Here is a 22563-nt window from a genome sequence, read left to right as displayed (position 1 = left end):
GCGTCAGGCGGTGGTGCTTTCCAGGCTCCGGGTAATGCTCTCGAACAAGCCTTGCTCAACGGCTTTCTGCTCCAGTAGCAGTGCATCGATCGCGGTTTGATACTGAGCCGAGTTCAGCGGGATCCTCAGCAGATTGCCGCTTGTGTCCAGCAAGGGTAGGCCCAGCGCCGTCTGCAATGTATTGATGACCGATGCCGAGAGCTGGGTGACCGGCTCGTTGCTTTCGTCCAGGCAGTAGTCGATGTAGTCGAGCCCGGCACGCCAGTAGTCGGTCAACGCCAGGAACTGATCAGCGTTTTGCCGGCGCACGCTATGTTCCCACGCTGGTTGCTCCAGCAACCAGCTGTGCCGGGCCTGAGTGTCCAGATCAAGGCGGCGGACTTCGTTGGCTACGTTGCTGCGGATTTGCGCGTTGAGCATCGCTATCTGTTCGTACAGCATGCCGCTGCTCGGTTCCGGATAGTCGAGAACGGGCGCCAGTTGCTGACGCAAGGCCAGGCGAATCTCGATGTCGTCGATCAGCCCTGCATGCAGCTCCAAGTCCGGTGCGGCGTTGACGTCGTCGAGCGGGTCCAGCGCTGGCAGGTTGACCTCGTCACCGGTGAGGTCGGCTTCTTGCAGCGCGGCCTTGCGCAAGGTGCGACGCAGCGCGATGCGGTCGGCCAGCGCGTCGACCTGAGCACGCCTGAACAACTTGCGGTAGAGCTGCAACTGAGTTGCCAGAGGGCTTTCACTGCGGCTGGCAAGGTGAGTGAGTACTTCGATTTCCAGTGCACTGAAGCCATCCGTGCCGGCATCCCCACACGTTGGCGGGAACGCCTGGGCGACCTCGTCGAGCGATTGACGCAGCGCGCTGTCTGCCGCAGCTTGCTCGAGCAATGCCCAGACGCGCTTGGCCAGCGCCTCAGGCTGACGACGCGCTTCGGCAGACTGCACCAGTCGTTCCAGCACCCCGGACAGTTCAGTGTTCTCGCCATGATCGAAGAGTGAGATCCAGAGTTGCTCCTGTGCCGGCGTGGCATTGCCTCGCCAGAACATTTGCCACTGCGCCACCTCTGCCTCGTGCTCGTAGGCGTTGACACCGATGTTCAGCAAGCGCAAGCGTGTCTCTGCCTCCAGGTTGTTATAGTTGAAACGCCAGATTCGCCCCGGCAAGCCCGCACCCAGGTCTCGAGCGTACGGCGTGCGCATCACCGCCGCGAGGTCCGGTACGGTGTGGATCCGATTGAATGACAGTTCCAGCTGGCGCAGCTGGTACTGTGGCTGGCTCATGAGGGTGGTCAAGCCCGGTGGCCAGGCCTGCAACTGACAGTGGCCCAGCGACAATTGATTCAAACGTGCCATGTAGCTCAAGTCAGGCGGCACACCCAGCGGGTTGAAGTCCAGATGCAGGGCCTGCAGGTTGATCAGGTTCTGGAAGGCCTCGGCCAATGCCTGATCGAGGACGATGCGGTTGTTGCTCAGTCTCAGTGCGTCGAGCCGCAGGGTGGCCAGAAAGGTCATCTGGGCATGATCCAGAGTGAGCTGGTTATAACCCAGATCGAGAATGCGCAGGCGACGCATGGCCCCCAGAACTTGATGTGCAGTGGTAGAGAGTTCACTCAGGGCGCAGCCGGAAATCTTCAGCTGGATCAGATCCGGAGCCCCACGCAGCGCGGTAAAAATCGCTTCGCCGGGCAGTTGCGGATGGCTAATCAAGGTCAGTTTTTCCAGCTTCGGGAAGTTTGCAAAGAAATCGGCGTGAAGTCGTTGCAACTGCAGACCGTCGATTTTCAACGAGCGAATGTGCGGGAAACGCGCGGTCAGTACCGGCAGCTCGGCCAAGCGAATGTGTTCAAGTGTCAACGTGCCGCGCTCGGCACCACCTTCACGGCGCCAGGAACGTTTCAACACCTCGGCGCAGTGCTGGCGCTCGTCACGCTCAAGGATGTCCGCTGCGGCATTGGTCCATCGTGCCAGTTCATGGTGCAGGGTCCGCTGCTCGGTTTGCAGCTGCTGAATGGCTGCTGCGAGGTTGTCGCCCTGGGCCAGTTCGGCTTGTAACTGGTTGATTTGGCTGCTGTCCAGCTCTGGGTACAGGGCTTGCAGTCGTCGTGCTGGAGTGGTTCCGCGCGGTCGTGGTACACCGCGACCACTGAGGGGATAGCCGATCCGCCCGTCTGCCAGGCGCAGTGGTGAACGCACGCTCGAGGGTAGCGGCTGTTGCCCGATCAGCTTGGCAGCCTGGGCACGGTCAGCTGCTGCCGCGCTGAACAGCTGCATGCCACGCAGTTCAGGTTGGCGGGCTTGCAGACCCTCGATCAACAGGCTGGTGTCGGTGTTGGCGAGAAACGGGCGATACAGGCCAAGAATCGCCCGATCGAGGCGCGCGCGTGCCTGCATCAGGCGTGCCTCCTCAAGCACACGCAGCGGAATACGCCCCGATTGAGCATTCATCTGCTGGCGTTCGACGCTGCTGGCGTGTGCTTCGATTTCTTCTGCAGCCACTCGGGGCAGGCCGGCAAATTGTCCGCGCAGGCGCGTGACCGCGGTCGTGGCTGGTGCCTGAGAACCGGGGTAAAGTTTGTCGAACACGTCCTGACGGCTGGCTTCGAGGTTGTCGGCCAACTGGTTCTGCAAGGCTTGCGCGCGCTCTGTTTCGGTCACGCTGGCGTCACTCAGGACGCTGGCATCTTCCATCTGCGACAGAACGACCTCGGCCAGCTCGCCGTTTTCCAGTTCACTGCGGCTGATCTGGATCACCACTTCACCCAAGGCTTGCGCCTGAGCTCTGTAGAAGGTCGACGCACCCCAGCGTTCGCTGCCTTCGAAGACCTGAATGACATGATCCTGCGGCCAGCGCGGTAGCTGCACCAGCTCGGGCAGGGCGAAGTTGTAAGAGGCCGCCAGAGGGCGGGCGTAGCGTACGCTATCAATGATCTCGCTGACTTGTCGATCGGCTTCAAGGCGGGCCAGGGCATCTTCGAGCAGTGACGGCATCTTCTCGCCTGCCACATGCACGCGTTGCAGCACGCCGTCGTCAAGCCCCGTGCTGCGCCAGGCGCTGTCGAGGTCGGACGCACTCAATGATTCAGCCAAGCGGCCAAGCCGGCGCAGCAACGTCGGGCGATCCCACTCCAGTGGCGATTCGTGGGCCAGCCGCCAGGCTCCGCCGGCGCTACGCTCGAGCGCCGGTGAATACGCCTGGCGATTCTGCGGATGCAGTACCCGCCAGGCATCGTCCGCAGCTTGCTCCGTTTGATAAAGTGCTTGATCGATGCGTACGTAGGTCTGCCCGTCGAGGTGATACAGTCCCGCTTGATCGGGTGCCTGCAAGGCAGATATCTGGATGTCGCTGGCGTAGCCGGACAGGCTTGCATGCCAGAGTCGTTCTTCATCGCCCACGCGGATACTCTGCATTGCGTCGATAAAGCCGGAGGCCTTGAGGACAGCGCCACCGCCGCCGATTGCGCCGACGACCGCAATATTGAGCAGGACCGATTCCAGCTGCGCGATGGCCTCGGCGTTGTCGCCGTCTTCCCAGGCACTGATGCCCTGGAAAACACTGCCCATGATCTGCGCTGCGCCCAGCGTAAGCATGAGCGGGTTTAGCACCGGGATGAAGAAGGCGGCTACGTTAAGTATCGTCATGCCCATGTCCAACCAGTGGAGCAGTTGTTTCTCGCGCACGTTGGCGTCGATGTCGGCAGTGGGCACGGCAATGCTGCGCGCATCGCTCTTGAGCCTGGCCACGTGCCTCGCTTCGAGGGTTGACCAGGGTTGGCTGGGCAACGGCGTGAAGACGATATCCAGATGAACCGATCGCCGTGGGACCAGCGCCTGCCCGTCGTGGTCCTCGCTGTTCTCGTACAGTGCCCGCATGAGTTTGACCTTTAGCTGCGATTGCTGGCTCTGAGGGACAAAAGCGAGCAAACGCTTGCGCACCTGCGGGTCGAGCAGTGCCTGCTTGAAGGCAGTGAAACTGTCTGCGATCGATGCATATTCCCTGATCTGATCTGTTGTCCCGGGGATGTACAGTATGGCCGGGCCGCCCTCGGCACTTCCCGCCCGAGAGATGAACATGACTTCGTGGATCGGTACGCCCAGCAGCAGGATCTGCGAGCATTGCAGTGCTTGGTCGGCGCTGGCGTTGTCAGCACTCAGCGCGTGCGCTGCGGCGGCGTTCTGACTGCTCAGCAGGCCTTTGAGCGAGGCAATGCGTGCCTGCAGTCGAAACTCGTCGCGGCGCGCCTTGATCGCGGCATCGCGGATCTGGCTGGCCTGCGTGCCGTCATAGACACTGCTCAAGTGATCTTGAAACTTCTGGCCCAGATCCAGCGCCCGGCAGTGCCCGATGAAGTCGGCAAGGCTCAGTTCCGGCAGGCCAGTGATCTGCTCTGCGCTGCTCTGCAGCCGGCTCAGGCGCGTGGTGTCTTCAGGCCCTTCAAAATTGTGCAGGGCAGCTTCAAGCAAACTGCGCAGTTGTGGTTGACCTTTGGCAATCACCGGCAACGGCGTGGTTGGCACGCTCGGCCCACACGGCGGGACGGTCGGTTGCTCGACCTGCGTGGCTTGATAGACATACTGTGCCTGGTCAACCGAAGTGCTGAGCGCAAGCCGCTGTTGCAGTAGCGGGCGGCAGAAGGTACTGATGCCCTTGAGCGGACTCAGCAACGCTTTCAGCATCTGCTGGCTGCGGTCGCGCTCAGCAACTGCCCGGCGAATGGCATCCTGCTCGATGGGCAGGGCCTTGGCGTACCACGGGTAAGGTGCGCCCGTGGAATCCAGATAGTCCTTGCGTGCGCGGGTGAGCACCTGTTTGACATGGTCAGGGTGCAGCTCCTTGCTCCAGGCGGGCAGGCTACGGACGATTTGCGCGTGATGAAACGGGGGGTTGCTCATGGTCGCACTCCTGTCGAATCGGAGCGCCATCGAACCCTACGGCAGATCGGCCCTGGCGGTATATAACGCTGTTCAGGCGCGACATCTGTAGCCGGCTGGCGATCCCGGCAAAGGCGATTATGCTTGAACTTACCTTGCTGCGATCCGAGGCGGTCTGCTTCGTCGTGCTTCGCGCAACCGTGATCCAAGAAAAGCCCAAGGGCCAGGGTGCGGTGCTCGACTGTGTAGTACTCCGGCCTACTCATGCACGACGGAGGCAACCCATGGCGGCGATCAACAGCACATCGACGGGCAGCGCGCCCAAGCACAGCATTACCAAGGAGGAGCGCAAGGTCATCTTTGCCTCGTCCCTGGGCACAGTCTTCGAGTGGTACGACTTCTATCTCTACGGTTCGCTGGCGGCGATCATCGCCAAGCACTTCTTCGCCGGTGTCAACGAAACCACGTCGTTCATCTTCGCGCTGCTGGCCTTTGCTGCAGGCTTTGCCGTGCGCCCGTTTGGCGCAATCGTGTTCGGCCGCCTCGGCGACATGATCGGGCGCAAGCACACGTTCCTGATCACCATTGTGATCATGGGGGTGTCTACCGCAGTGGTCGGGCTGTTGCCCAGTTACGCGACCATCGGTGTAGCAGCCCCGGTCATTCTGATTACCTTGCGGCTGTTGCAAGGCCTTGCGCTGGGCGGTGAGTACGGTGGCGCCGCGACATACGTTGCTGAACACGCACCCAAGGGCAAGCGGGGTTTCTTTACCGCCTGGATCCAGACCACCGCGACCATGGGCCTGTTTCTCTCGCTGCTGGTGATCCTTGCCTGTCGTACTGCGCTGGGTACCGAGGCGTTCGAAGCATGGGGTTGGCGTATACCGTTTCTGCTGTCGATCGTGCTGCTGGCTGTCTCGGTATACATCCGCCTGCAGCTCAACGAGTCGCCGGTATTCCTCAAGATGAAGGCTGAGGGCAAGCAGTCCAAAGCACCGCTGACCGAATCGTTCGCCCGCTGGGATAATCTGAAGGTGGTGATCATGTCGCTGCTTGGCGGCACTGCGGGGCAGGCGGTGGTGTGGTACACCGGGCAGTTCTACGCGCTGTTCTTCCTGCTGCAGACCCTGAAGATCGACCCGCAGACGGCCAATCTGCTGATTGCTGGCTCGTTGTTGATCGGCACCCCGTTTTTCATCATCTTCGGTAGCCTGTCCGACCGCATCGGCCGCAAGAAAATCATCATGGCCGGTTGCATCATTGCGGCGTTCACCTACTTTCCGATCTTCAAGGCCCTGACTCAATACGGTAATCCGGACGTGTTTGTCGCCCAGGCGCAGAACCCTGTGGTGGTGATTGCCGATCCTGAGCAGTGTTCGTTCCAGTTCGATCCGGTGGGCAAAGCCAAATTCACCAGCTCTTGCGACGTTGCCAAGAGCTTGCTGGCCAAGCGTGCGATTCCCTACCAGAACCAGCACGCCGAACCTGGCAGCCTGACCCAGATCCAGATCGGCGAGCGGCAGGTGCCCAGTTTTGATGGCAGCAGCCTGGCCAGTGCAGAGTTCAAACTCCGCAATGACGCGTTCACCGCCACTCTCGGCGCAGCCTTGAAAGAAGCCGGCTACCCGGAAAAAGCCGACCCGAACAAGATCAACTATCCCATGGTGCTGTTGCTGCTGACGATTCTGGTGATCTACGTGACCATGGTTTACGGGCCGATTGCCGCCTGGCTGGTCGAGCTGTTCCCGGCGCGCATCCGCTACACCTCGATGTCGCTGCCGTATCACATCGGCAACGGCTGGTTCGGTGGTTTTCTGCCGACCGTGGCGTTCGCCATGGTCGCGGCCACGGGCGATATCTACTATGGGCTGTGGTACCCGATCATCATTGCGCTGATGACGGCGGTGTTGGGGATCCTGTTCCTGCCCGAAACCAAGGATCGGGACATTACCTGACGCCCTGGGACTGCCTGCGGGAGCGGCCTCGGCCGGCTCCCGTCGGGTCTCGGTTCAGGCTATGTCAGCGCGTAACGTGAAGGCGTAAGCGGTGTCGACTGGCGCGCGGTCAATGCGCCGCGCAGCAGATTCTAAGATGAACTCGAACGTGGGCTCATACAGGCCATCGCGCAGCACGGCACCGGCCAGTACCTCAACCTGGTACCAGCCGTTTTCCAGCTCGATGATCGGCCGGTTGCGCATTTGATAGCGCGCCAGTAGATCGCCCATGGTCTTGTTGGTGAAATGCTGCAGGATCCGCCAGGTGAACAGCATCACCGCACGATTTTCCACGCGTAACCAATAACCCTCTCGGCGGTGTTTGAGCTGGCTACCTGGCTGGAGCAGGGCGGCGCTGACTTCATCAAGGCTGAAGATAACGGTATAGGGCAGGTTTTCGATGCCGGCCAGAGGCAGCACCACGCCTTCCAGCACTGCCCGATCCCCGCTGTCAGTGTGGGTAAATTCATAGGCAAGGTCGTCGGGCAGGCCGTTTTCTTCCTTGAAACGGGCGAGCAGCTGGATGTCGCCAAGCAGAAAATAATCAATCTGATCGTTGAGCACTTCGTTGAATTCGTAGCGCATGGGCCATTCCTTGCGTTGACGACGCTGGTGCTCAGTGGCGCTGAGCGATCTGGATCAGGTTGCCGCAGGTGTCATCGAACACGGCGACGGTGACCGCGCCGAGGTCGGTAGGTGGTTTGGTGAAGGCGACACCGGCTGCGCAGAGGCGGGTGTACTCAGCCTGGATATCCTTGACCGCAAATGAGGTGGCGGGGATCTGGTCCTGGCGCATGGCGATCTTGTAGGCTTTTGCCGCCGGGTGGTCGTCAGGCTCGAGGAGCAATTCGACGCCGTTGGGAACGTCAGGCGAGGTCAGGGTCAGCCAGCGATGCCGACCCATGGGTACATCTTCTTTGGGGGCAAAACCCAATACGTAGTGATAGAAAGCCAAAGCCTTGGCCTGATCGTCGACAAGAATACTGGTGACCACAATCTTCATGGGGCACATCCCTCTGTGACGCTATTGTTTTTATTCAAGTAAAGAAGCTCGGGTGAACTTCACCAGTGCGTCTTTCAAGTAGAGGCAGCGCCGCTTTGCCGAGTTCCCTGGCGGCTGCACAATAGCGTTGCAGTAGCGTCAGCTGGACTGGGCGACGTGCCCGTCCAGCTCGTCGAGGTTGTCTTCTTCGCCAGGCATGGCGGTGATCACACTGAAGTCGCTGATTTCGATCTCGCCTTCGCCGTAGCCCAGCAGGTGGAACGAGAAGGCCTTGCGTACACTCGGGTTATCGAAATCGAACTCCAGAACCATGGGCTCGTCGGCGGTCGCGACCATTTGTTCCGGCAGGCCGACTTGCACGTCCTGTTCGAACTCCTTGGCCTTGAGCTGCAAGTGCGCGACATGGGCCGGGTCCAATGCGCGAACCTCCAGGCGAATGCGCGTGCGCGAACCTTCGGGCATTTCCAGGTACTGCGCGCCGATGAGGTTGTCTGTCCAGTCATTGTCGGCGTGTTTGCCCAAGGCGATGCGGTTGGTACCGCCAAACTGGTAGCGCAGGTTCAGCGGGCTTTGCAGCAGCGAGCGGTCAAGGGTGGTGGCCAGATCGGCCAATTGCTGGCCGACGTCGTCGCTGCTCGGGCCGAGGTATTTGGCCGTGTCGGCAATGAACCCAGTGCTGGCGTAATTGCGGCAGCGCTGCTGGAAGTCACACTCGGTATAGGTGCCTTGGCCGTTGTGGTAGCGCAGCATGCCGTTGGTGAACGAGATCATCTCGCGACCGCTATCGTACTCGCGGAACAACGAGCGGCCGCCCAGCGCCGCCGGGATCGGCAATTCGAAGTAATCGAGAATCGACGTGGTCAGGTCGACATGCCCATAGGTGCCGTTCTTTATCTGTGGCAGGCTGGCCTGTTCCGGCGCCAGGGTCAGGTTGAAGCCCCAGGAGGAAGCCAGGCGCACACCGTCGATGCCATGGGATTCATCCGAGGTAATCACGACCAGCGTGTCCTTGAGTACGCCCTCGCGCTCCAGCGTATCGAGAAACGCGCCCAGCGCATCGTCCAGATACGCCACTGCCGCCTGCTTCGGGCTGTCGAAGCGCTGCAGGTAGTCCTCAGGTGCTGAGTAGGGCTGATGAGTGCCTACCGTAAGCAGGTTGAGCATCCACGGCTTGTTCTGTTTGCGCAGTTGGCTCAGGTAGGTGTGAGCGCCTTCGAAAAACGCGCGGTCGTCCTTGCCCCAGGGGAACTCCAGATAGTTGGCGTTGCTGAACCACTCCAGCCCATGCACATCTTCGAAGCCAATGTGCGGCATGACCCGGTCCTTGGCCATGAAGCGCAGTCCGGCGCCCTGCAGAAAATGCGTGCTGAAACCCGCTTGACGCAACTGCGCGGGCAGACAGGCCTGGTTGCGTTGCTCCTGGGTCAGCAGTTCGACACCCTTGGGGGTGCCGTTGGCGAGCTTGTCATAGTCGCCGCAGAGCATCGCATATAGCCCGCGGATGGTCTGGTGGGTGTGCAGAACGTAATCCGGAGTGTTCATGCCACGCTCGGCCCAGCGGCTGAGGTTGGGCATCAGCTCCTCGTCAAAACGGCTGTGCAAGGCCTTGCGGTTGGCGCGCACGTAAGCGCCGGGAATCCCCTCCAGGGTGATCACCAGGACGTTGCGGGCGCTGCCAGGGCCATCGAGCAGCCGCGGCGCGTTGAGGTCGGACTGGGTCAGACCGGCGCTTTCCAGCACCGGGACCGGCAGATTGTCGCCAAAGTGCTTGTTTGCCTTGCGCTGCAGATCACCCGCGCCTGCCGAAAGCAACTGGTGGGGCAGGTTGAATTGGCGCCACTGGTCAGCGTCGGACGGTAGCAGGTGCTGGCCGGCCCAGTGCGTGCCAAGCAACAGTACTGGCAGTGCCCAGGCTTCGCGCGGCAATGCCTGCGGCACGGCGCCGCGCGTCAGCCAGATGCTCGCCAGCCAGGCCACTACGGCTGCCAGCAACACCCAGGGCAGCCAGGCGTGGGCGAGGGCGCCACCTGTGGAGTTTTCCATGAATTGGGGGTCGAACAGATAGTTCAGGTCGGCGCTGGCCGGCAGCCTGCCTACCGCGCTGACCAGCTCCGCCGAGGCCACCAGCAGCGCTGCCCAGGCGATCAATACGGGCATCGCCAGCCACCAGGCGCAGCGGTGCAGAGCCAGCACCAGCAGGCTGCCAATGGCCAGATCGGATAAGTAACCAAATGGGTTGGACCAGCCCAACAAAACGCGCACGCCCAAGGGGATCAGCAAGACCAGTACGGTCAGCGCCCACAACCGTGCGCGGGGGTGGCCGAGTATAATTTTCACCAAAGCGTCCTTCCTGCCATCAAACAGTCACACAAATCTGTTGGATGATAACAGGCGTAGCTCGGCGAGGCCGGATTGGACAAGGCAAGTAACCAAAACGCGGGTCGCCGAAGCGCCCGCGTGTGCTTGCCGGATCAGAAGTAGTAAGGGAATTTCAAGCTGAAGGAAAAGTCTGGCGAGTCGTCGGTCAGGCCGATCGACAGGTTTGGCACGATGGTCAGGTTGTCGGTCGCAGCCAGGGTCATGCCGATGTTGAAGTTGGCAGCGTTGTAGTCGCTGTTGCTGATCGACTGCCAGTCGCCACCGTCAGGCTTGATCTTGCTCTTGCTGGCAAACTGGTCCGACACCGAGAAGGACATACTCATCTTCTCGTTCAGGGCAAAGGCGATACCGGCACCGATCTGCCACGAGTTGCCCAGTTTGACGTCGCCCGGCACCTTGCTGTTGGCCTGGGCACTGATGTCGCTGAACGAGTCTTCCATGTTGTAGGTGTAAGACAAGCTACCGAACAGCACCGCCGGGTCGAAGGTCTTGACCAGCGAGATGCCCGGCGTGATCGCCCATACGCCGTTGCCGGTCGGCAGGCTTTCGGGCACCGACAGGTTGTCGTTGGTGGGGTCGTTGACCAGCTTGATGCCGTACGGATCCTTGCCGGTCGGGGCTTTGACTCGCAGGGTGAATACCGCGTCCGGCCAATCTTCCGATTCATCGAGGAATTTGTAGGCAACGCCGACGTTGACATCACCTATGGTCGGGTCGCGCGTCACGGTGGCATCCGAGGTGACGGGGCCGGCTCCGCCAGCGCCGCCTGAAGAGTAGGTCGACTCGCGGTACACCACAGGCACGTTTATATCGAACTGCCAGCGCTGATCGAGGTTGTAGCGCGCCGTCAGGTCGAGGGTCCAGTTGTCGGCCTTGATCCGGTCCAGGTTGATGTTGCCGAGGAAGATCGAATCCAGCGCGAGGAAACCATTGAGGGTCAGTGCGCGGGTGTCGTAGTGGGTGTAGGTGATGCCGGTTTCGACACTGAACTTGCCGCGGCCAAAGAAGCCGCTGGCCTCGTCATACAGGTTGGAAACGCTCTGCGCCGGCTCCGAGTCGTCCTGCAGAGACTGCCCGTACGAGCTACCGGATGCACCTGGCGCTCCGGCGGCCACGCTCTGGCCACCCTTGACCGATTCGGCAGGGGAACGGGTCAGGCGCTTGGGCGGTGGCGCGGCCGGTGGCGCAGCTTCAACCTGACGCACTCGTTGCTCAAGCACCATCAGCGCATTCTGCTGCGCCTCGTAGCGCTGTTTGAGCTCGATCAGTTCTTGTTTGAGCGCTTCGACCTGAGGGTCGGCAGCGGCGTAAAGCAATGTCGCCGGAGTCAGGCTACTCAGACAAACGATAGCTCTGATCGTGGTCAATCGATGCATGGGTTAGCCGTCCCTTCTGACTACATGTGATGAGACAGAGCGTAGATCAGAATCCTAGAGTGCGAATGCCTTTGAGCTGGTCCAGATTACCGTTCATGGCACCCGCGCCGGCGACGTTGTCACGCAGCACGACATTGAGCGAGGTGATGTTGCGAACCTGGTTGCCAGCGCCGAGCAACGTGGTGTTTTGCATCAGTCCACCTTGGGCCAGGCGTTGCACTGTACTGCCCTGGTTGTTGCCTGCGGCGATGTTCAACTGAATACCGGAACCGCTTGAAGAAACGCTCAACGAGCCTGCACCGTTGGCGCCGACCAACTGCGTGCCGGCCGCTAATACCTGGCCTTGGGGTTCGCTGGCAGGAGCCTGGTTGCCGCGGCTGACATTGATGTCGACATCGTTGTAGGCGGTGTTGTGATCGCCAGCGGCACGCACTACCTGAGTGACGCCGGTGGTGCTGTTGAGTCCGTTGCCGCCTGTCACGGTGCCAGTGCCAGGGGCTTGCGTCGAAGCTGTGCCGGTGCCTTTTTCGTCAATCAAGGACACATAGAACTGCGGCTTGATGGTGGATTGCTGGATCTGCATCGACGAGCGTGCGCCGATCACCTCGCCTTTGGCGTTCTCCCAGGTGCTGCTCATGACCAGGCCAAAGCTGACAATGCGCCCCGGCAGCACGTAGCGGCCGCGCAGGTTGGCCAGTTCCTGGTCCTTGAGTTCGATCGGTTGCAGTACCTGGGCATGGCTTGGCAGGCTGGCGGCGAGGCAGGTCAGTGCCAGCCACAGTGGAATCTTCATCGCGTGCTCCCGGAGCTTGCTGCCCCTGTTGTTAGTGTTAGAAGAAGTCGCTCTGGATAAAGCCGAAGTCCATCAACTCGGCGTCTTGCAGCGGGGTGAAGCCATTGACGCGGCTCTTGGCGGTCAAAGGTTGGGGTGGGTCGAGCAGGGCATTGCTCTTGTCGTAGCCCTGGCCAATGATGGCGAAGATGATGCCGTTCCAGCCCTTGATGAAATCTTCGGTCTTGTAGCGTTTGTGGCCCAGGACCGGGTCGCCGATATAGACGAAGCCCTTGTCGACCTTCTGCATCACCACGAAGTGCTTGTAACCGCGGATATCCATCAGCACCACGACCGGGATACGGATGCTGTTGAGGGTGTCGGTGGTGACGCGGTAGCCGCGAGCGCGCATGCCCAGGCTTTCCACATAGCGCTTCATGTCCAGCATCGAGAAGCCTTGCACGCGGACGATGTCCTGATCGGCGTGGGCAAGCATGCCCTCGATGATCTGTTCTTCGTTGACGTCCAGCCAATAGGCCTGGCGCAGAATGGTTGCCAACGCTGCTGCGCCGCAGCTGAAGTCGGTCTTCTGCTGCACCAGGTCAGCGAACTTGCGCTCGCGAACACTTTGAATGGGTTTGTACACCACCGCACCATTGGGCAGCACGGAAAGTGGCATTTGCGCCGCTTCACTCAGGCTGGCCAGGCAAAGCAAACACGCCAGGGCGATAATGCGCATGATCGGGCCTTCTGCTTCGGGTGAGAAAGGCCCCCTTGGCAGGGGGCCTTCGAGGCAACACTCAGAACGAGGTGTTGGAGATTGCCAGCGAGTTGCTTTGCTGGTTGCCGACACCGGATGCGACGTTGACGCCCAGGTTGCCGCTGCCGCCGTTGACCGAACCGCTCAGGGTAGCGGTGTTGGTCACAGGGTTGGCCCAGCCGGTAGGAGTCAGGACCTGGAAGGAAACAGTGTTGCTCAGGTCATACGAGTTGGCTTCGCTGTAGCTTTTGGAAATGTCGTTGGAAGACTCGGAAGCCGCCTCGACTGATTTTTCATAGGCAGAAGCAGAAGCGTTCTCGTAGGAAGACTCGCGGGATTTATCGTAGGAAGAATCGCGGGCTTTGTCGTAGGAGTAGTCACGCGACTTGTCATACGAAGAGCCGAAGGATTTTTCGAACGAAGAATCGTAGCTGGTCTGGTGCGAGGTATCGACCGAAGCGTCCAGCGAGGCGTTGAGCGAGCCGCTGGCGGTTTCGCTGCGGGTGCGTTCACGGTCGCCGTTGGTGAAGGTCACCGAACGCGCTGCGTCGGCTGCGGCGGCAAGCGTTGCGCTCAGCGAAGCCGAGCTGCTGCTGTTGGCGTTGCCGCTGGCCGAGCCATTGACATTGGCATTGTTGGAGCCACTGGCGTTGGCGCTGCCCGAGCCGCTGGCTGACCAGCTGTTCGATCCGCTGGCGCTGGAGCTGTGCGAGCCGCTCGACGCGGCGGCGTTGGAGCCGCTCAGGTTGAGGCTCGACGAGGAACTCCGGTCGTCGGTCGAATTGAAGGTGCCTTCGCGTGACGACGAACCGCTGGAGGAGGTGGTGAAGCTCAGCGTTTCGACGGTGTAGCTGCGATCTGCACGGTTGTTGACGGTTAGCCCTGGGCCGCTTTGATCGGCGCGGGCAGTGGCGACCGAGTTACCGATAGGCGAGTTGGTATTGGCGATCGCCATGGTGTTTTTCTGTTGGTTGAGGTCGCCGCCGGCAATGTTGATACCGACGTTGCCGCTGGTGCCAGACGCCGAACCGGACATCACCGCCGAGCTCTGGGTCGACCAGTTGTTGACCTTGTTGTTGTTGCTGTATTGCTTGACGTCGGCAGTTGCGGTGGCGGTGCCGAACACGAAGCTGTTGTCCAGGCTGGAATCAGAAGCAGCGTTGGCGATGGCCGCGGCGTTATCCTGTTGGTTGCCGTTACCGGCCGCAACGTTGACGCCGACGTTGCCGCTGGCGCCGGAGCCGGAGCTGCTCATTTCGGCTTCGTTGATGGTGCCTTCATTGTGAATCGTGTTGCCTGTACTGCTTTGGCGGTCGATTGCATTGGCAGTTGCGCTAATAGGGATGATGGTCGTGCGGGGCTGGTTGTTGTTGCCATTGCCATGCCCGTTGCCACGCCGATCATCAGCTTGTACAGCTACAGCCATGATCGCAGCAATTGCGAAAACCAGAGGCTTGATTGCCATCGAAGGTTTCATGGTGATTCTCCGTACTTATTTTAGGTTAAGTGTTGTTCTTACCTGTTTGGGTCAGTCCACGACCCGGACGCTCAGGGTGTTGGCCGTTCGATTTCCTACCCCGGCGCTCTGATTCAACTGAATGACCCCACGGCTGCCGGTGAATGCCTGGTTACCGGTAGTGACCTGGCGACTGCCAAGGTTCGGGTCAGCTGGATCGGAGTTGTTGAGCAGCGCCACGTTCTGTTGCATGAGGACGCTGTCGTCGATGCTTTGCGGCTGGTCACTGATGCTGATGCGCAGCGCATTGGCTTGCTGGTTGCTGGCGCCGCTGCTCTGGTTTACCCCCAGAACACCGTTGCCATTGGTAAAGGCGTTGCCTTGAATGCTGGCAGTGGCGTCCATGTTGGCGTCTACCGTGGTGTGCAGGCGCTGGCGGATCTGCGTGGTGGCGCTGGCGCCGTGGCCATTGGCAAGGGCGCGGGCGTTGGCTTGCTGGGAAAAATCACCCGCAGCCTGGTTGACCGCCATGTTGCCCTGGTACTGGGCGCCGGAGCTGTCGATGCTGGCGTTGTTGACGATGGGTGACTGGGCGAACGCAGGGGCTGTGAGGAGCGTGGCCAGCATCAGCAATGAGCGCTTCATGTCATTGGCCCCCGCCGATGCTTTTCAGTACGCCGAGGCCTTGCTGCACGTTGGAGTTGACCATGTTGGCGATGCCGCTGCCCGAGCCTGTGGAACGCCCGCCGGCCAGATTCGGCAGTTGGTTCTGGGTGCTGATGTTGCCGCCCAGGTTGGTGGTCTGCTGGGTGATCAGCGAACTGATGCCTGCGCCGCTGCTGATCGAGGCGAAGTCGCCATCGCTGAGCTCGTTGGTTTGCCTGAGAATCTGCGCGGAAGGGTTGGTGTTGACGGTGACTGGGCTCGGGTCGGGGATCAGCGGTGCCCGCACTGCATTGCGCGTCTGCACATCGCGGGTGATGACGATCAGCCCATTGTCGGCCTGGGCCGGCAGCGCCAGGCTTGCCCCCAGTGCGCAACCTGCCAGTAACAGGTGAAAGGTGCCTTTATCGAGTGTCGCCACGGTGGCAATTCCTTCTTCGGATCGCTGGCCCTGATCAGCGTTGCGAAGGAGGAGAGCAGGAGCCGTGCCGCTTTTACTAATTGCTTGGGAATCAGACAGCTACGGCCACATGCTGTTTACGCATCGCAGCAGCTGTTTCAGCACTGACACAGTTTCCCGGGCAAACAAGCGACGCATCGGCTCTGGCCATACCTGAACGGCGTTTGGTCGAAGCTGTATCACCAGCGTGACAGCACCGCTGTTTGCGCCGCAGGGCACGTAAACACAGGGACTTGGACCCAGTTCGGTGTGTCAGCGAGTTAACACTCGGTAGCGCAGGCCGGCGATTTGCCATCAAGCAGGCGCTGGACTGCAGCTAAAACCGCAGCGCTGCGTTGCGGCCAGCTGCCGCCGATGATTTGCACCGGTTGCTGGTGGCGTTGCAGCCAGTCCAGGCTGTCTGCAAAAAAGGCCTGACGCTCGTGCAGGTCCGGCTGGCAACGCTGACCATCGGCGACCCAGTCGGACCCGGCCGGGTCGAGCAGCAGGTGCAGGTCGTAGCGCCGCGCCAACAGCGCCTGTTCGATATCAGGCGGGCAATCGCCGAACAGAGCCTTGCTCCAGAGCATGTTGCTCAGCAGGTGGGTATCGAGGATCAACAGATCAGGCTGGCGGGCCCGCGCGCTGTCCTCCCAGGCCAGCTGCCCATGGGCAATGGCCGGGATGTCGGCGAAGCATGTATCCCGGCCCTGCTCGTCAATGAAGTGGCGGACGTACTCGCCCACCAGTTCGCCGCCGAAGTGTGCCTGGATTTCGCCACTGAGCCAGCTCTTGCCACTGGACTCCGGACCGCACAGCACCAGTACCTTCATGCCTGCACCAGGGCAGGGTCGCGGCGCCACTCGAACCAGCCGCGTACGGCGATCAGCGTGAACAGTGCATACAGCGCGGCAGTCAGGTAGAGGCCTTTGTACAGGAACAAGCCGACGAAGATCACGTCCAGTACGATCCACAAAGTCCAGCACTGCAGGCGCTTCTGCGCCATCCACAACTGTGCCACCAGGCTGAAGCCGGTCAGCGCTGCGTCCAGCCAGGGCTGCGCGGCATCGGTCCAGTGCGCCATCGCCGCGCCCAGTGCCAGGCTGGCCAGCAGGCCCAGGCCCAGCCCGGTCAGCATCGGTGTGGTCTGCAGGCGCGAGACCTGGCGGGCGTCTTCGCGGTGGCCAGGGCGAGTCCACTGCCACCAGCCATACAGCTGCAACACGGCGTAGATCAATTGCAGGAGCATGTCCGAGTACAGTTTCACTTCATAGAAGACCCAGCTGTACAGCACCACCATCACCAGCCCGATCGGCCAGCACCAGGGGTTCTGCTTGACCGTGAGCCATACGGCGATGACGCCGAGGGCGGCGGCGAAGAGTTCCAGGCCGGACATCGGCGATCCTTGGGGCAGGGGAAGGGCGCGATTGTAGCCTGTGGGACGGGGTAGGTGTAGCTGTCTGCGTAAGGCCACTGGATCAGGCAGCAAGAGCTGATCCAGTGGCTGTAGGCATCAGACGCGGAACTGGCGCAGCAGTTGTTCCAGTTCTTCGCTCAACTGGCCCAGGGCGAGGCCGGCAGCGCTTGACTGGCGGGCCGCCTCGGCGGTTTCCAGCGACAGCCCGGCAGTGTCGGTGACATTGCGGTTGATCTCCTCGACCACGTGCGATTGCTGCAGGGTGGCACTGGCAATCGAGGCGTTGAGCGCAGTCAGGTTGTTCAGCACCTGGCTGATCGCATCCAGGCTGGAACCGGCTTCGCGGGCCTGTGCGACAGTCTGGCGCGAGGCCTCGCTGGAGGTATCGATGGCTTTCACCGCAGCCTCGGACTGGCCTTGCAGGTGCTCGATCATGGTCTGGATTTCGGCGGTCGACTGCGCCGAACGTTGCGCCAGCAAGCGTACTTCGTCCGCCACGACGGCAAAGCCGCGGCCTTGCTCGCCGGCCCGCGCTGCTTCGATGGCAGCGTTGAGGGCCAGCAGGTTGGTCTGCTCGGCAATCGAGCGGATCACCTCCAGTACACCGCCGATTTTGGTGCTGTGCCCGGCCAGTTGGCGAATCACCTGAACGGCCTCGTCGATGGTCAGCGAAAGGCGGTCGATCTGCGCCAGGCTACCGTGGATCGCCTGCTGGCCATGGCTGACCTGCGCTTGCGCGGCGCGCATTTCGCTGGCGGCCTGTTCGGCGTTCTTGGCCACATCCTGCACGGCATAGGTGACTTCGTTGACTGCGGTGGCCACCTGGTCCATCTGCAGCGATTGCTGGGTGCTGCGCAGTTGCGCTTGCCCGGCGTTGTCGCCGACCTGGCCGGCAGACTGGGCAAGGGCATGGGCGGCACCCTGCAATTGGCCAATCACCCCCTGCAACTTGCCGTTGAAGCGGTTGAAGTGCTCGCCCAGGTAGGTGACTTCATCCTTGCCATGGGTATCCAGGCGCTGGGTCAGGTCGCTTTCGCCGCTGGCAATGGTGCCCATCGCCTGTACGGCCTGCTGCAACGGACGGGCAATGCTACGCGCGATGAGCATCACCAGCAGCGCCATCAGCAAGGCGATGCCCAGGCCGATCAGGCAGGCATCGCGTACCTGGCGGGCGAACTCGGCTTGCACGTCATCGACATAGACGCCGGAGCCGATGATCCAGCCCCACGGCTTGAACAGCTGGATATAGGAGGTTTTCGCCACCGGCTCGCTGGCGCCGGGCTTGGGCCAGCGATAGTCGATCTGCCCGGCGCCCTGACTGCGAGCCACGGTGACCATCTCGTTGAACAGGGCAAACCCGTCCGGGTCGCGAATGGCCGACAGGTCTTGGCCATCGAGCTTGGGGTTGACCGGGTGCATGATCATCCGCGGGCCGAGGTCGTTGATCCAGAAATAGTCCTGCACGTCGTAACGCAGGCCGCGCACCACTTGCAGCGCCTGTTGCTGCGCGGCGTCACGGCTGAGCGTGCCTGCGGCCTCAAGCCCTTGGTAGTAGGCCAGCACCCCGGCCGCGGTCTGTACCACGTGCTCGGTCTTTTCAGCCTTGGCCCGATACAGGTCACCATGGATCTGGCGCAGCATCACCAGGCCGAGGACCACCAGCATTGCCACTGCCACCAGCAGGATCAGCCACAAGCGACGGCTGATCGACATCGACCTCAAGGTCTTCATAACAGGGCACTCCCGGATTGTTCTTGTTATTCAGGGGCATCCAAGCATGTGTGGCCTGCGAACCGTACTCGACCAAAGGCCAAGTGCCTGGCGCGGCATTTCATGGTGGATCCAGGCAAGCCTAAAACAGGCTCGTCTGTTAGCATCTCGGCCGCTCAAGATGAAACCTTTAGGCATCTCGAACTTTTCGACTGGCGTAGCGACCAACAGTCGCTGTAAAACTGCCGGGCCGCGACGCGGCCACTATCAGTAAATCAAGAACAACGGCGCTGCAGTCAGCAGTGCCACAGCGGGGGAACAATGGATTTTTGGAGTGCCTTTCAGGCAATCATCTTAGGCATCGTCGAGGGACTGACCGAGTTTCTGCCGATTTCCAGTACCGGCCACCAGATCATTGTCGCCGATCTGATCGACTTTGGCGGCGAGCGGGCGATGGCCTTCAACATCATCATCCAGCTCGGTGCAATCCTGGCGGTGGTGTGGGAGTTTCGCCGCAAGATCATCGAGGTGGTGCTGGGGCTGCGCAGTGAGCCGAGCGCACGGCACTTTACCGTCAACCTGCTGGTAGCGTTCCTGCCGGCAGTGGTGCTTGGGGTGCTGTTCGCCGACTTCATCCACCATCACCTGTTCAACCCGATCACCGTGGCTGCGGCCCTGGTCGTCGGCGGGGTGATCATGCTCTGGGCCGAGCGCCGCGACCACCGCATCGAAGTCGAGCACGTCGACCAGATGAACTGGACCCACGCCTTGAAAATCGGCCTGGTGCAGTGCCTGGCGATGATCCCCGGCACTTCGCGCTCTGGTTCGACCATCATTGGCGGCCTGCTGTTTGGCCTGTCGCGCAAGGCAGCTACCGAGTTCTCGTTCTTCCTGGCCATGCCAACCATGGTCGGCGCTGCGGTGTACTCCGGTTACAAGTACCGCGACCTGTTCCAGCCCGCCGACTTGCCGGTGTTTGCCATTGGCTTTGTGGTGTCGTTCATCTTCGCCATGATTGCCGTGCGTGGACTGCTCAAGTTCATCGCCAACCACAGTTATGCGGTGTTTGCCTGGTACCGCATCGTGTTCGGCCTGCTGATCCTGGCGACCTGGCAGTTTGGCTTGATCGACTGGGCAACGGCGCAAGGCTGATATGGCCCGCCCGCAGCCGGCAACCTCACGCCCGCGCGGCCAGGCCCCTGGCGATGGCGCGCGCAACCTGCGCTTGAAGCTGCTTGCATTGGCTGGGTTGTGTTTGCTGCCGGGACTCGGCGCCGCGCAGATGGCCTGGAACGGGCAGTCATGGCTGCCCTTGGCGCTGTATCCGTGTGTGAGCCTGATCAGCCTGTTGCTGTATTGGCAGGATAAACAACAGGCTCGCAACCAGGCCTGGCGCACGCCAGAAAAGGTCCTGCATGCCAGCGAGCTGCTGGGCGGCTGGCCCGGAGCGTTGCTGGCGCAGCAGCTTTTCCGGCATAAGACGCGCAAGTTGTCGTTTCAGCTGACGTTCTGGGCCATCGTTGCGTTGCACCAGCTGTTCTGGCTGGATCAGGTGCTGCTGGGTGGGCGTTGGCTGGCGCTGCTGCCTATGTAAGCGGCAGCGTTGCCGCTCAAAGCAACAAACCCGCTTGCAGCCGTTTTGGCAGCTTGTGCACCACCAGCTGGTGCGAGCGCTGCAGCAAGTCAGCCAGCTCCTCGCGCCCCATCGCATAGGGCGCTGCCACGCTGATCCAGCGGGCACGGGCCAGGTAGGGCGCAGGCTTCACCCCCGGACGGTCGACGTAGCCGAGAAACAGCTCATCGGCGACTTTGAACGACAGCCCGGCACCGCCCAGATCAAGCACCGCGAACATCTTGTTGCCGGCCACCGAAAACACCCGGATACCGCCCCATTTGTAATCTTCTCGCGCGCCCGGTAAACCCAGGCAGAAGGCTGCTGCTTGTTCGGGGTTCATGCTTGCTTCAGACATACCGCTCTCCACAGGCCTCAAAGGCTGCTGCCAGGTGATCAATCCACACACGCACCGCGGGCAGCATGCCGCGCCGGTGCGGGTAAACTGCCTGCAGCCAAGCGCCAGGCAGCGACCATTCCGGGAGCAGCCTGACCAGCTCGCCACGCTCCAGCTCTTCTTCGCAGTACAGGCTTGGCAGGAGTGTGAAGCCCAACCCGGCGAGCACCGCAGCCTTGCGCAGGATGAAGTCATCAATCGCCAGCCGTGGCTCCAGCGCCAGCTCCTGCTCACGGCCATTGGGCCCGAGCAGGCGGATGTGCACCAACCGATCCGCTTCGGTCGCGCCAAGGACCGGCAGCGTCGCCAACTGCGCCGGCTCGGTCAGGCCTTCGGCGAACCCTGGGGCGGCCACCAGATGCATCTGTGCCTGACGCAGACGTCGGGTAGCCAGGGCAGGGTCTTCATCGCCCAGATCGCGTACCCGCATGGCGACGTCGATGCCTTCGCCAATCAGGTCCACGCGCCGATTGAGCAGGACCATGTCGAGCTGCACCAGCGGGTATGCCAGCAGAAAGCGATTGATCACCTCCGGCAGGAACGTATGAGCCAACGCTACCGGACACGACACCCGTAGCCGCCCGCGCGGTTCGCTGGTCATGCTTGCGACCGCTTCGTCGGCCATCTGCGCCTCGAGCAGCATGGCCTGGCAGTGCTGCAGGTAACGTTCGCCGATCGCCGTCAGCTTCAGCTGGCGGGTGGTGCGTTGCAGCAGGCGCGTGCCGAGGCGCTCTTCCAGCTCGGCGATGCGCCGCGACAGGCGTGACTTGGGTATCCCCAGCTGGCGCCCGGCGGCGGCAAAGCCACCGGCTTCGACCACCCTGGCGAAATAAAACAGGTCGTTAAGATCTTGCATTCACGTAGCCCATTGTTCTACCGATGGGACAATCTAGTGCATTCTTAGCTACTAATCATCTATTCGATAGCTCTGTAGGATTCTCTCCATCGAGATCGCTCCTATCGCGGTCGCCAATCCTGGAGAGTCCCCATGAAACTGTTGCACATCGATTCGAGCATCCTCGGCGACAATTCCGCTTCGCGCCAGCTCAGCCGCGAAGTGGTCCAGGCCTGGCAGGCTGCCGACGCCAGCATCGAAGTGGTGTACCGCGACCTCGCTGCCGACGCCATCAGCCATTTCTCGGCTGCCACCTTGTTGGCTGCAGGCACCGCTGAAGAAGCGCGTGATGCCGCCCAGGCGTTCGAGGCCAAGCTGAGCCAGGAAACCCTGGACGAATTCCTCGCTGCCGACGCGGTAGTGATCGGTGCGCCGATGTACAACTTCAGCGTGCCGACCCAGCTCAAGGCTTGGATCGATCGCGTTGCGGTAGCCGGCAAGACTTTCCGCTACACCGAGGCCGGCCCAGAAGGCCTGTGCGGCAACAAGAAGGTGATCCTGGTGTCGACTGCTGGCGGCCTGCACGCCGGCCAGGCCACTGGCGCTGGTCATGAAGATTTCCTCAAGGTGTTCCTGGGCTTTATTGGTGTCACCGATTTGGAAATCGTCCGCGCTCACGGTCTGGCTTATGGCCCAGAGCAGCGCACTGCAGCCATCGACGCTGCCCAGACGCAGATCGCCGGCGAGTTGTTCGCAGCCGCCTGATCACGGTTCAACCAGCTAGAAGCGGGCAGATGGCGGCGAATTTGGCTTTCATCTGCCCGCAATCGTTGTGTGTTTCATCCAGTTTTCATCTGCCCTGAGCCATAGGGCCTTAAGCTGATGTCATC

At 61.4% G+C, this 22563-nt stretch carries 19 protein-coding genes and 1 pseudogene; 4 read left to right on the top strand and 16 right to left on the bottom strand.

What is annotated here, in order from left to right; translation table 11 throughout:
• Positions 1–3: 3 nt before the first annotated feature.
• Positions 4–4881 (bottom strand): NEL-type E3 ubiquitin ligase domain-containing protein, encoded by a 4878-nt coding sequence (locus tag IDM28_RS12145; RefSeq protein ID WP_188036057.1) that lies wholly within the window; start codon positions 4879–4881, stop codon positions 4–6.
• A 263-nt stretch (positions 4882–5144) separates the two neighbouring features.
• Between IDM28_RS12145 and IDM28_RS12140 the strand changes: the two genes are divergently transcribed.
• Complete coding sequence (locus IDM28_RS12140) at positions 5145–6815, top strand: MFS transporter (RefSeq protein ID WP_150569155.1); 1671 nt, start codon at positions 5145–5147, stop codon at positions 6813–6815.
• Between the two features lie 54 nt (positions 6816–6869).
• Here IDM28_RS12140 and IDM28_RS12135 read toward each other — a convergent pair whose 3' ends face one another.
• The 13 genes and pseudogenes from IDM28_RS12135 to IDM28_RS24225 all read right to left on the bottom strand — a co-directional run.
• Positions 6870–7439: a hypothetical protein gene (locus IDM28_RS12135; RefSeq protein WP_188036056.1), complete on the bottom strand. Its 570-nt coding sequence runs from the start codon at positions 7437–7439 to the stop codon at positions 6870–6872.
• A 31-nt stretch (positions 7440–7470) separates the two neighbouring features.
• Complete coding sequence (locus IDM28_RS12130) at positions 7471–7857, bottom strand: VOC family protein (RefSeq protein WP_101319692.1); 387 nt, start codon at positions 7855–7857, stop codon at positions 7471–7473.
• A 138-nt stretch (positions 7858–7995) separates the two neighbouring features.
• The gene (locus IDM28_RS12125) at positions 7996–10194 is read right to left on the bottom strand and encodes an LTA synthase family protein (RefSeq protein ID WP_188036055.1); all 2199 of its coding nucleotides are present in this window, start codon (positions 10192–10194) and stop codon (positions 7996–7998) included.
• A gap of 134 nt (positions 10195–10328) precedes the next feature.
• A complete protein-coding gene (locus tag IDM28_RS12120) occupies positions 10329–11612 on the bottom strand; it encodes a hypothetical protein (RefSeq protein WP_103437478.1) in 1284 nt (427 codons plus the stop codon).
• Positions 11613–11658: 46 nt separating this feature from the next.
• Positions 11659–12405: a hypothetical protein gene (locus tag IDM28_RS12115; RefSeq protein ID WP_101319688.1), complete on the bottom strand. Its 747-nt coding sequence runs from the start codon at positions 12403–12405 to the stop codon at positions 11659–11661.
• Positions 12406–12442: 37 nt separating this feature from the next.
• Entirely contained in the window at positions 12443–13123 is a 681-nt protein-coding gene (locus IDM28_RS12110; RefSeq protein ID WP_150569157.1) for a C39 family peptidase, read from the bottom strand.
• Positions 13124–13184: 61 nt separating this feature from the next.
• A complete protein-coding gene (locus tag IDM28_RS12105; RefSeq protein ID WP_188036054.1) occupies positions 13185–14621 on the bottom strand; it encodes a heme utilization protein in 1437 nt (478 codons plus the stop codon).
• 51 nt (positions 14622–14672) lie between these two features.
• The gene (locus IDM28_RS12100; RefSeq protein WP_150569159.1) at positions 14673–15245 is read right to left on the bottom strand and encodes an adhesin; all 573 of its coding nucleotides are present in this window, start codon (positions 15243–15245) and stop codon (positions 14673–14675) included.
• A gap of 1 nt (position 15246) precedes the next feature.
• On the bottom strand, positions 15247–15684 hold the full coding sequence (locus IDM28_RS12095; RefSeq protein ID WP_101319680.1) for a hypothetical protein: 438 nt from the start codon (positions 15682–15684) through the stop codon (positions 15247–15249).
• Positions 15685–15983: 299 nt separating this feature from the next.
• Positions 15984–16535 (bottom strand): AAA family ATPase, encoded by a 552-nt coding sequence (locus tag IDM28_RS12090; RefSeq protein ID WP_188036053.1) that lies wholly within the window; start codon positions 16533–16535, stop codon positions 15984–15986.
• Positions 16532–17098, bottom strand: coding sequence for a nicotinamide riboside transporter PnuC (gene pnuC, locus IDM28_RS12085; RefSeq protein ID WP_150569160.1), 567 nt, complete (start codon positions 17096–17098; stop codon positions 16532–16534). Before pnuC ends, IDM28_RS12090 begins: the two co-directional genes overlap by 4 nt.
• Positions 17099–17215: 117 nt before the next feature.
• On the bottom strand, positions 17216–17950 hold the full coding sequence (locus IDM28_RS24230) for a methyl-accepting chemotaxis protein (RefSeq protein WP_371411612.1): 735 nt from the start codon (positions 17948–17950) through the stop codon (positions 17216–17218).
• A 138-nt stretch (positions 17951–18088) separates the two neighbouring features.
• Positions 18089–18760: pseudogene (locus tag IDM28_RS24225) on the bottom strand (cache domain-containing protein); the annotation flags it as partial.
• Between the two features lie 390 nt (positions 18761–19150).
• On the opposite strand from IDM28_RS24225, the gene IDM28_RS12075 reads away from it, so the two are divergent.
• Positions 19151–19981: an undecaprenyl-diphosphate phosphatase gene (locus IDM28_RS12075; protein WP_188036052.1), complete on the top strand. Its 831-nt coding sequence runs from the start codon at positions 19151–19153 to the stop codon at positions 19979–19981.
• A 1-nt stretch (position 19982) separates the two neighbouring features.
• On the top strand, positions 19983–20423 hold the full coding sequence (locus IDM28_RS12070) for a DUF1294 domain-containing protein (protein WP_188036051.1): 441 nt from the start codon (positions 19983–19985) through the stop codon (positions 20421–20423).
• 16 nt (positions 20424–20439) lie between these two features.
• Here IDM28_RS12070 and IDM28_RS12065 read toward each other — a convergent pair whose 3' ends face one another.
• Positions 20440–20799 carry an MmcQ/YjbR family DNA-binding protein gene (locus IDM28_RS12065; protein ID WP_188036050.1) on the bottom strand — a complete coding sequence of 120 codons (360 nt, stop codon included), beginning with the start codon at positions 20797–20799 and terminating at the stop codon, positions 20440–20442.
• Positions 20792–21694, bottom strand: coding sequence for a LysR substrate-binding domain-containing protein (locus tag IDM28_RS12060; RefSeq protein WP_101319665.1), 903 nt, complete (start codon positions 21692–21694; stop codon positions 20792–20794). Before IDM28_RS12060 ends, IDM28_RS12065 begins: the two co-directional genes overlap by 8 nt.
• 132 nt (positions 21695–21826) lie before the next feature.
• Between IDM28_RS12060 and IDM28_RS12055 the strand changes: the two genes are divergently transcribed.
• Positions 21827–22438, top strand: coding sequence for an FMN-dependent NADH-azoreductase (locus IDM28_RS12055; RefSeq protein WP_188036049.1), 612 nt, complete (start codon positions 21827–21829; stop codon positions 22436–22438).
• Positions 22439–22563: the final 125 nt, after the last annotated feature.

Origin of the sequence: Pseudomonas sp. EZ-C24, from assembly GCF_014525325.1 — a bacterium.
Lineage (GTDB): Bacteria > Pseudomonadota > Gammaproteobacteria > Pseudomonadales > Pseudomonadaceae > Aquipseudomonas > Aquipseudomonas shirazensis.
Note: the sequence above shows the minus strand (reverse complement) of the source record. Positions and strands in the feature narration are given on the sequence as shown.